Annotated in this window: 9 protein-coding genes; 4 read left to right on the top strand and 5 right to left on the bottom strand. The window is 64.9% G+C overall.

Going from position 1 to position 9,385, the window contains the following annotated elements; translation table 11 throughout:
- Nucleotides 1-108: 108 nt before the first annotated feature.
- The 4 genes from BN1119_RS12050 to cra form a co-directional block, all read right to left on the bottom strand.
- Nucleotides 109-801 (bottom strand): RES family NAD+ phosphorylase, encoded by a 693-nt coding sequence (locus BN1119_RS12050; protein WP_041998161.1) that lies wholly within the window; start codon nt 799-801, stop codon nt 109-111.
- Nucleotides 801-1,205 (bottom strand): MbcA/ParS/Xre antitoxin family protein, encoded by a 405-nt coding sequence (locus BN1119_RS12045; RefSeq protein WP_041998159.1) that lies wholly within the window; start codon nt 1,203-1,205, stop codon nt 801-803. Before BN1119_RS12045 ends, BN1119_RS12050 begins: the two co-directional genes overlap by 1 nt.
- Nucleotides 1,206-1,439: 234 nt before the next feature.
- Nucleotides 1,440-2,633: an aromatic amino acid transport family protein gene (locus BN1119_RS12040; protein ID WP_041998157.1), complete on the bottom strand. Its 1,194-nt coding sequence runs from the start codon at nt 2,631-2,633 to the stop codon at nt 1,440-1,442.
- Nucleotides 2,634-2,958: 325 nt separating this feature from the next.
- Nucleotides 2,959-3,942: a catabolite repressor/activator gene (gene cra, locus BN1119_RS12035; RefSeq protein ID WP_041998165.1), complete on the bottom strand. Its 984-nt coding sequence runs from the start codon at nt 3,940-3,942 to the stop codon at nt 2,959-2,961.
- A 335-nt stretch (nt 3,943-4,277) separates the two neighbouring features.
- On the opposite strand from cra, the gene fruB reads away from it, so the two are divergent.
- From fruB to fruA, 3 genes are read left to right on the top strand one after another with little or no spacing between them, the layout of a single operon-like run.
- Entirely contained in the window at nt 4,278-5,378 is a 1,101-nt protein-coding gene (gene fruB, locus BN1119_RS12030) for a fused PTS fructose transporter subunit IIA/HPr protein (RefSeq protein ID WP_041998154.1), read from the top strand.
- Entirely contained in the window at nt 5,378-6,385 is a 1,008-nt protein-coding gene (pfkB, locus tag BN1119_RS12025; RefSeq protein ID WP_041998152.1) for a 1-phosphofructokinase, read from the top strand. The genes fruB and pfkB overlap by 1 nt, the downstream gene beginning before the upstream one ends.
- Nucleotides 6,382-8,106, top strand: coding sequence for a PTS fructose transporter subunit IIBC (gene fruA / locus BN1119_RS12020; RefSeq protein WP_041998150.1), 1,725 nt, complete (start codon nt 6,382-6,384; stop codon nt 8,104-8,106). Before pfkB ends, fruA begins: the two co-directional genes overlap by 4 nt.
- Nucleotides 8,107-8,188: 82 nt before the next feature.
- Here fruA and BN1119_RS12015 read toward each other — a convergent pair whose 3' ends face one another.
- Nucleotides 8,189-8,434 carry a DUF1289 domain-containing protein gene (locus BN1119_RS12015; protein WP_041998148.1) on the bottom strand — a complete coding sequence of 82 codons (246 nt, stop codon included), beginning with the start codon at nt 8,432-8,434 and terminating at the stop codon, nt 8,189-8,191.
- A 150-nt stretch (nt 8,435-8,584) separates the two neighbouring features.
- Between BN1119_RS12015 and mltA the strand changes: the two genes are divergently transcribed.
- Nucleotides 8,585-9,385, top strand: an 801-nt coding sequence (gene mltA / locus BN1119_RS12010) for a murein transglycosylase A (RefSeq protein ID WP_041998146.1), incomplete at its 3' end; no start/stop codon positions are given.

The following is a 9,385-nucleotide window of genomic DNA, read 5'->3' as shown; positions in this document are numbered from 1 at the left end:
GCGCCAGCCACAACCAGTAAGCGGCCAGGGAGCCAGGCTCCCCGGCTGTCCGGTTGCTAAAAAAGCCCCGCCAATCTGGCGGGGCTTTTTCATGTCCGGGGCTTATATTCACTCCCCATAGAGCCTGATCTCCAGCACATTGGCGATGGCGCTGCCGTTCCAGTGGTACTCCAGGTGCCGGGTCTGATGGATCTTGGTGATGAGGCGGGGGCGGTAGAGCACGTAGCAGTCGTGGCCGTTGTGGCGCACCGAGCGGTAGTGGATGCCATCCCGGCTCTGTGCCTGCTGCTCCCTGGCAAACGCCTGGGACGGCCCATAGTCGGTAGCGTGATAGAGGGGGGAGGCGAGATAACTCTCTGCCCGGATATCGACGAGGCGGGCGCAGAACTCGGTATGGAGCACCCGCATCTGCAGCTTCTGGGCCGGCTCCCGGGTGTAGCCGAAGATGCGCTCCTGGTGATAGACGGTCTCTTTCACTGCGGTATCGAGCAGGGGGGCGCAGTAGTAACCGCCAAAATCTCCGGTGGTGAAGCGGGCCCCTTCAGGATGCAGGTGGGTGAAGGCGGCCATCACATAGCTGCTGCCGGCCAGCCCCACCAGCCAATCCTCTTTCGGCACCCGATCCAGTTCACCGGCCTCTTCCCGCAACCTGTCGTTGGTGAGGGCTTCCAGGGCCCAGACCGCTTCCAGCTCGTCCGCGTTGGCCACATCCTCATAGAGGCAGATGGGGGGATAGCGGCTTGGAATGATGCGAAAGGCCTGCTGATCGTCAAACTCGCTCAGGGGCGGGGCGGCTGTCATCAGGCCATGCCCCCACGCCAGGCGTGCAAGCGGGTCGCCACCTCATAGAGATCGGCCACCCGCCCTCCCTGCATGACGTCCATGGCGCTGCGCCCGGCGAAGAAGGGGTGGCTGCTTGGCTTGCGCACCCAGCCGTAGATGCTCTCATCGATGCTGAACAAGAGGCGCAGGCTCTTGTGGATGTTGAGGATGTAGCTCATCCGCTCCTGCATATCCACACTCAGGCGAATACCGCCGCTCGCCTCCTTGTATTTGTTCAATGTTGAACGAGATGAGATACCCAGCAGGGTCAGCTGCTCATCGGTCGTGCAGTGCCATTTCTCCAGGATGCGAAACACCACAGGCAGCGCCTTGCTGGGGTCGACTGCGCCATCTTTCACGGGGTGTTGTGCTGCGTGGGCCATATGTCCTCCTCGTTGCAGGCCCTCAACAAGGGCTGGTGCACACTGATTTCAGTGTAGGAGCCTTGCGTCTCAATGTACATATATGGACAGATTTAGCAGATTGGAACATTGATGTTTCAGCGTACTGGCATGATTGGGGCATGGGGGACGGGCCTGCTTAGCTCCACTGATGTAAGAAAGCCCCGCCAACGGGGCTGGCGGGGCTTTGTGCGGCTCGCTCGATGTCAGGTTCAATCAAAGGGCTGGCAGCAGGCCCAGGCTGACGCTCACCTGGACGCCGACGATCAGCACCCCCATGGCGCCAGCCAGACCGAGGGCGACCACGCCGCCCGGGGCGCGGTAGTGGTGAGCCTCGGCCTGCTTGCGGCTCTGCCACACCAGGGCCACCGGCAGCAGCACCGCCAGTATGGCCAGGGCGATGGCGGCGTAGCCGAGCGCCATGATGAAGCCTTGCGGGAAGTAGAGGGCAAACAGCAGGGGGGGCACGAAGGTGATGAGCCCGGTTTGCAGGCGTCCGCCGGCATTGTCCTTGCGCCGGGTCACCTTGGCCATGAAGTCAAACAGGCCCAGGGTCACTCCGAGGAAGGAGGTGGCCAGCGCCAGATCGGCAAAGAGGTGCATCGCCTGATTGAAGGCGGGCCAGTTCACCAGTTTGCCGACGCTTGCCAGCAGGCTGTCCAGGGCGCCGCCGCTCTGGATCAGGCTCTGTTGCCCGAGCAGGCCCAGGATGGCCACCTGCCACAGCACGTAGAGGATGAGGGGCAGGGCTGAGCCCCACACGAATACCCGACGCAGCCGCTTGGGGCAATCCCCCAGGTAGAGCATCACGCTCGGGATGGAGCCATGAAAGCCGAAGGAGGTGAAGATGACCGGCAGGCCCGCCAGCAGCAAACCCTGGCCGAGGGGCAGGGAGAGCAGATGCTGTCCCTCGGCGCGGGGCAAGAGCAGGGCCAGCACCGCCACCATGATCAGCAGTTTCACGGCGAACATCAGCCGGTTGAGGTAGTCCACCTGTCTGGTACCGACACAGACCATGCCGCCAAACAGCAGGGTGAAGATCCAGGCCGCCTGCTCCTGGCCAAGGTGCATGCCCGCATCCGCCAGGGCCTGGGCCAGCAGGCTGCTGCCGCCACTGATGTAGGCGGAGGCCAGCGAGTAGAACAGCATCAGGATGCAGAAGGAGGCGACCCCCTTGCCCCAGGGGCCGAGCAGTTGATCGGCGAGCTGGTGCAGGTACCACTTGCCGGTGGTGAGGCTGGCTTCCACCTGCAACATGGCGGTGAAGGCCATCAGGGCCCAGAGCCCCAGCATCAGCGCCAGGGTGGCGGGGCCGCCGAGGGAGGAGGAGGCGAGCGGCAGGGCCAGCATGCCTGCCCCTATGGTGGTGCCTGCGATGAGCAGGGTCGCGCCGAGCGTCTTGGTATTCATGGGTCCAGTCCGATATTGATGATAAGGGGGCCGCACGGGCGGCTGTGGCTAAACGGGATGGGGCGCCTCCGGGTCCGTCCGGAGGCTAGCAATATCGCAGCAGACGCATCTGTACTCAAAACCTGTCGTTTGTAAAAGTGAGTTGCCAAGCTAACGGATCAAAAAAGGGGAAACAAGCCCGTGATAGCGGGATATGCCATTTTCTTGCGAGACATCTGGAAATAAATAGTGACAGTCTGGTGGTGTATTGGTGAAAAACTCGGCGACAAGGTGGTCGGGTTGGCGGCGAACCCGCACCCTGCCTGGAGCAGGGGCGGGTGGGCGATCAGCGGCGGGTCTTGAGGCTGCGGCCTATGTAGTGCAGGCCGCACTGATAGTCGCCATGGATGGCTGAAAAGGCGAGCGACAGGGCCAGGGTGGCCAGGGCGTCGTGGCGCTGGGGCAGGGAGTTGATGCCAAAGGGGAGAAAATCGAGCAGGCGGTCATCACCGAAGGTGGCCATGGCGAGGCGGCTCATGTCGGCCTCTTGCTCCAGCAGGTAGTCGAGCACCCCTTCCATCATGATGTAGGAGGTGGTGATCAGGGCCTGGGGCAGGGTGCCGAGGCGGCGATGCAGCTCGCCAATCAGGCGGTAGCCCTCGGCGCGGGAGAAGTGCTCCCCCTCGCACAGGTGCGGCGTGGTCTCGCTTGCGGCCAGGGCTTGCAGAAACCCCTGACGGCGCTCCTGGCTGATGGTGAGGGCCGGCAGGGCGCTGATCAGGGCGATGTGGGCCAGTCCCGGGCGCAGCAGGGAGGCGGTGAGCGCCTCGCACGCCTTGCGGTTTTCGCTGGCGACGCTGATGAAGCGGTCGGGGTCCATGGTCCGGTCGATGGCGATCACCTGAGTGCCAGCGGCCTGTTTCTCCTGATACCAGGAGTCTCCCGGGGGCAGGCAGCTGGCGACCAGCAGGGCATCCACATGGCGGTTGATCAGCATGTCGCACAGAGCCTTTTCCGTCTGGGGCTCATCTTCCGAGCAGACGATGAGCAACTGGTAGCCCTGGGCACGTGCCCCCTGTTCCAGCCGTTTGGCCAGCTTGGCATAACTGGCGTTCTCCAGATCCGGCAGGATGAAACCCAGGGTGCGGGTCTGGCCGCCGCGCAGAGAGGCGGCGCGGCTGTCGGGACGATAGTTGTGGGCCTCGACCACCGCCATCACCTTGTCGCGGGTCGCCTGACTGATGCGATATTGGTCGGCCTTGCCGTTGATCACATAACTGGCCGTGGTGCGCGAGACACCGGCGAGGGCGGCGATTTCATCGAGTTTCATCTGGTTGGCCCTGTCTTGTTTGGCGTGCAAAGAGTGCAATATCCCACCCTCCTCATGCGGTCGTGACGCGAAAAGTGTGCGCCGGATCATATCATCGATGCAAGGGAAGTGCGGGGACTTGATCAAATGGCTGAAACGATTCAGTCTGAGTGTAAGTGAAACGATTCAGCTTGTCAGCAAGCAGAGCCAAATGGTTGATAAATCCCACAAAAGGATGCAACCGGGTCTATTGTGTAACGGGCAGGGCAGCACGCCCGGGCAATCATCAGCACCCATTATCATTGAGCGCAATCCAGGGGGCCGAGCGGGCCGCCTCAAGCGGATGGAGAGAGAGTATGTTGAAGTTGGCGCAAGAGCAGATCCTGTTGAACCAGGTCGCTACCAGCAAGGGAGAGGCCATCGCCCTGCTGGCCGGGCAGTTGACCGCGGCCGGTCTGGTGGAGGCGGGTTATGTGGAGGGCATGCTGGCCCGGGAGGCCCAGCACGCCACCTACCTTGGCAGCGGCATCGCCATTCCCCACGGCACCACGGATACCCGCCACCTGGTCAGACAGACGGGGGTGATGGTGGCCCAGTTCCCGCAAGGGATCGAGTGGGATGACGGGCAGATCGCCTATGTGGCCATCGGCATCGCCGCCAAGTCCGACGAGCACTTGGGCATCCTGCGCCAGCTCACCCAGGTCCTGGGTGACGAGCAGGCCGCCCAGTCCCTCAAGGAGGCCGGGGATGCCGCCACCATCATCGACATACTGACCGGGGCGAGCGCCCCGGCCGAGGTGCAGTACCTGACCCTCGCCGACTTCCCCGCCGACGATCTGGATCAGCTGTTGCTGGGGGCGGCCGCCCGCGCCAAGTCGGCCGGTTGGGGTGGCGCCGACATGGTGAGCGCCCTGATGGCGCGCGGCCCCTCGGCGCTGGGCCAGGGGATCTGGCTGGCCAGCGCCCAGGCGCAGCAGAGTGGCTGGGTGCTGGCGACCCCGACCCGACCCCTCGGTGAGGGCGAACAGACGGTCAAGGCCCTGCTGCTGCTGTGCGGCAAGGATGAATCCCATCTCGCCCAGCTCGACAACCTGGCGGCCCTGGCGGGGGCCGGTCAACTCGATGCCCTGGCGGGCGGCGAGGGGCTGGCCCTGCTGCAAAACGGACCGGCCAAGGGGCTGGCCGACACCTTCACCATCATCAACCCCCATGGTCTGCATGCCCGTCCCGGCGCCATGCTGGTCAAGGTGGCCAAGGAGTATGAGGCCGACATCCGGGTCGCCAACCTGGATGGCAACGGGGAGGCCGTCTCCGCCAAGAGCCTGATGAAGGTCATCGGCCTGGGGGTCAAGTGCGGCCACCGACTCGAATTTCGCGCCGAAGGGGCGGACGCCGAGGCGGCCCTGCGCGGCATAGGCGCAGCCATTGCCGCCGGACTGGGGGAGGGGGCGCACTGATGAAACTCGTCACCATCACCCTCAACCCGGCGCTCGATCTCACCGCCGCCCTGGATCAGCTGCACCCCGGCGAGGTGAACCTGGTGGGGGAGGCTTCCCTGCGGGCCGCGGGCAAGGGCATCAATGTCGCCATGGTCCTGAAGGATCTGGGCCGGGACGTGAGCCTGACCGGCTGGCTCGGCGAGGACAACCAGCAGGCCTTCGTCGACCTGTTTGCCCACAAGGGGCTGGAGGACTGTTTCGTGCGCGTCCCCGGCAGCACCCGCATCAACGTCAAGGTGTCGGAGCGATCCGGCCGGGTCACGGACCTGAACCTGCCGGGCCTCGCCATCGCCGAGGACGCCATCCTGGCCCTCGATGACGTCATAGAGGCGCTGGCCCGCCAGGGGCAGTGGTTCGTGCTGGCAGGCAGCCTGCCCAAGGGGGTGGATACCGCCCTGGTGGCCCGGCTCATCACCGGCCTCAAGGCGCAGGGCAAGCAGGTGATCTTCGATTGCAGCGGCGCGGCCCTCGTGGCCGGGATCGCGGCGGGGCCCACCCTGATCAAGCCCAATCTGGAGGAGCTCAGCCAGTGGGCGGGTCGCCCCATCCGCACCCTAGAGGAGCAGGCCGAGTGTGCCCGCGCCCTGCAGGCCCAGGGAGTGAGCCAGGTGGTGATCTCCAATGGTGCAGAAGGGGTGATCTGGTTTGGGGAAGAGCAAATCTGGCAGGCCAGACCGCCGCGCATGCAGGTGGTCAGCACGGTCGGTGCCGGGGATTCCCTGGTGGCCGGGCTGGCGCACGGCCTCAGCCTGGGCTGGCCCATGGCGCAGACCCTGCGCCTGGCCACCGCCGCTTCCGCCCTGGCGGTGAGCCAGGTGGCGGTCGGCTTTGCCGACCCGGCGGCGCTGGAGCCCATTGCCGAACGAGTGACCATCACGCGGCTGGATGCCGAGGCGCCCCAGGGAGCCCATCAGGCCGATCGCAAGGACATGACATCACACACATCCACAGGAGATGCCCAATGAAAGCTATCTTGGTAACGGCCTGCCCGGCGGGCATCGCCACCAGTTTTCTTGTCGCCAAGCGGCTCACCCAGCAGGCCGAACAGGCCGGCTGGACGCTGATCGGCGACATTCACTCCACCATAGCGGCGCGCACAGTGCCGACGGCGGCCCAGATTGCCGAGGCCGAGCTGGTCATCGTGGTGGCCAGCGCCCCGGTCGACTTGGCCGCCTATGAGGGCAAGCGACTCTACCGCGCCGAGATGGACGCGGCGCTGCAAGATCCCGCCGCCGTGCTGAACGCCGCCGCGGCAGGCGCCAGCCCCTATCGTCACGAGGCGAGCGCCCAGGCACCGGTAACGAGCGGCGCGCGCAAGCGCATCGTCGCGGTCACCGCCTGCCCGACCGGGGTGGCTCACACCTTCATGTCTGCCGAGGCGCTGGAAAATACCGCCAGGCAGCTCGGTTACGAGATCCGCGTCGAGACCCAGGGCTCGGTCGGTGCGCAAAACGCCCTGACCGCCGAGGAGATTGCCGCCGCCGATCTGGTGTTCCTCGCCACCGATATCGAAGTGGACATGGCCCGCTTCGATGGCAAGCCCCTCTACCACACCAGCACAGGCGCTGCGCTCAAGAAGACCAAGAGCGAACTGGACAAGGCGTGGCAGCAGGCCAAGCCGTACCGTCACAGCGGCGGCGCTACCGTCAAGAAAGAGGAGAAGACCGGTCCCTACAAGCACCTGCTGACCGGGGTCTCCTTCATGCTGCCCATGGTGGTGGCCGGTGGCCTCATCATCGCCATCTCCTTCATCTTCGGCATCGAGGCCTTCAAGGAGGAGGGGACCCTGGCGGCGGCCCTGATGAAGATAGGCGGCGCCTCGGCCTTCGCCCTGATGATCCCGGTGCTGGCCGGCTACATCGCTTACTCCATCGCCGACCGGCCGGGCCTGGCGCCCGGCATGATTGGCGGTATGCTGGCCAGCTCGCTCGGGGCCGGTTTCCTCGGTGGCATCGTCGCCGGTTTCCTGGCCGGTTACAGCGCCAAGTTCCTCAGCGACAAGGTGCGTCTGCCGGTGACCCTGGAGGCGCTCAAGCCCATCCTCATCATTCCCCTGGTGGCGAGCCTGTTTACCGGCCTGGTGATGATCTACGTGGTGGGTGGCCCTGTGGCCGGCATCATGAATGCCATGACCGAGTTCCTCAACAACATGGGGTCGGCCAATGCCGTGCTGCTGGGGGTCATCATCGGCGCCATGATGTGCTTCGACATGGGCGGTCCGGTCAACAAGGCGGCCTATGCCTTCGGGGTCGGTCTGCTGGCCTCCAAGGCCTATGCCCCCATGGCGGCCGTGATGGCGGCGGGCATGGTCCCGGCACTGGGCATGGGCATCGCCACCTTCCTGGCGGGCAAGAAGTTCATCAAGACGGAGCAGGAAGCGGGCAAGGCCTCCTTCGTGCTGGGTCTGTGCTTCATCTCCGAGGGGGCCATCCCGTTCGCGGCCAAGGATCCGGTGCGGGTCATCCCGGCCTGCATGGTGGGCGGTGCCCTGACCGGCGCCCTCTCCATGCTGTTCGGCTGTGAGCTGGTGGCGCCCCACGGCGGCCTGTTCGTGCTCTTCATCCCCAATGCCATCAGTCATGTGTGGATGTACATAGTGGCCATCGCCGCAGGCTCATTGCTGACCGGGGTGAGCTACGCCATGCTCAAGCGGGCCGAGGCCCCGGCCAAGCTGGCCACGGCCTGAGCCCTGCGGCGGATGTGACGCCGGCGCAAGCAACGACAAAGGCGACCCTGGGGTCGCCTTTGTCGATCTGGGGGAGGGGAGATCAGAAGTCCCAGCCCGGCTGCTCCTGAGGCGCGGCGGCCTCTTCGGCCTTGCGCTTGGCCGCCAGCACCCGGGCCTTGCGACCCCGGCACAGGCGCATCACCTCCTGCTGCTGGCCCGGGGTCATGGCGAGCCAGTTGAAACGCTCCTCCCGGCTGCGAAAGCACCCCTTGCAATACCCCTTGTTGTTCAACTGACAGACCCCGATACAGGGGCTCTGCAGGGGAAAGATTTCCAGCTGTTCCATGCCCGGATCCTCATGCCTTGTTACCCTGTTATAACCCAGATGATAAGGATTGGAAAAATAGTCTGGCTCCGGGCCCCGGCCGTTTGCTTTCCACGGGTAAATTTGGCATCTTCCACGCCGGATCTGGCACTCGGTGTTAAATGAGGACTTATGAACAGACACGCATACTGGTTGGCCGCAACCGTGCTGGGCCTGGCCGGTTGTGCCGGCGAGCCGCAGCCGGCCCCTCTTCCCAAGCCAAAGGCCGCTGACGAGGCCTGTTTTCTCAACTGTGCCCCGGTGGAGAACCTGGGCAAGCAGTATCTCGATGGCACCCTGCCCAGCGATCTGGTGCACGTCACCCAGGTCAACAGCCAGGCATCCCGCGATTTCAGCCGCTTCCAGGCCCAGAGCCAGCTGGTGACCCAGCGGTCGAGCCGGATGGCGGCACGCTATGGCGAGCTCTATCGCCAGCTGTCGCGCTGGGTCGCCCAGGGGGGGGATCCCGCTCGCATCGGACAATATGGCATCAGCCTGGCCCAGATGGGGGGCGCCGATCGCATGGGCAACATACTGTTCACCGGTTACTACTCCCCTGTGTTGGAGGTGCGCCACCGCCCGGATCGCGAATTCAAGTACCCCCTCTACGCCATGCCCAACTGCGGCGGCCGCTGCCCCTCCCGCGCCCAGATCCACCGGGGCGCCCTGGCCAATCGAGGCCTGGAGCTGGGGTACAGCAAGTCCCTCATCGACAACTTCCTGATGGACGTGCAGGGGTCGGGTTTCGTCCACTACGGGGACGATGATCGCCTGCAATACCTGGGGTACAGCGGCAAGAATGGTCACGGTTACGTCAGCATTGGCCGGGTACTGATCGACAGAGGGGAGGTGGCCAAGGAGAAGATGTCCCTCAAGGCCATCAAGGAGTGGGCCAATGCCCAGCCGGAGGAGAGCGTCAAGGAGCTGGTGGAG

The organism is Aeromonas bivalvium (genome assembly GCF_000819765.1).
GTDB classification, from domain to species: Bacteria; Pseudomonadota; Gammaproteobacteria; order Enterobacterales; family Aeromonadaceae; genus Aeromonas; species Aeromonas bivalvium.
This window is presented reverse-complemented; position numbering and strand designations above follow the sequence as displayed.

Bases quoted from the DNA above. Each gene is read 5' to 3' on its own strand.
- BN1119_RS12050 (WP_041998161.1), bottom strand. From the start codon at position 801: ATGACAGCCGCCCCGCCCCTGAGCGAGTTTGACGATCAGCAGGCCTTT.
- BN1119_RS12045 (WP_041998159.1), bottom strand. From the start codon at position 1,205: ATGGCCCACGCAGCACAACACCCCGTGAAAGATGGCGCAGTCGACCCC.
- BN1119_RS12040 (WP_041998157.1), bottom strand. From the start codon at position 2,633: ATGAATACCAAGACGCTCGGCGCGACCCTGCTCATCGCAGGCACCACC.
- cra (WP_041998165.1), bottom strand. From the start codon at position 3,942: ATGAAACTCGATGAAATCGCCGCCCTCGCCGGTGTCTCGCGCACCACG.
- fruB (WP_041998154.1), top strand. From the start codon at position 4,278: ATGTTGAAGTTGGCGCAAGAGCAGATCCTGTTGAACCAGGTCGCTACC.
- pfkB (WP_041998152.1), top strand. From the start codon at position 5,378: ATGAAACTCGTCACCATCACCCTCAACCCGGCGCTCGATCTCACCGCC.
- fruA (WP_041998150.1), top strand. From the start codon at position 6,382: ATGAAAGCTATCTTGGTAACGGCCTGCCCGGCGGGCATCGCCACCAGT.
- BN1119_RS12015 (WP_041998148.1), bottom strand. From the start codon at position 8,434: ATGGAACAGCTGGAAATCTTTCCCCTGCAGAGCCCCTGTATCGGGGTC.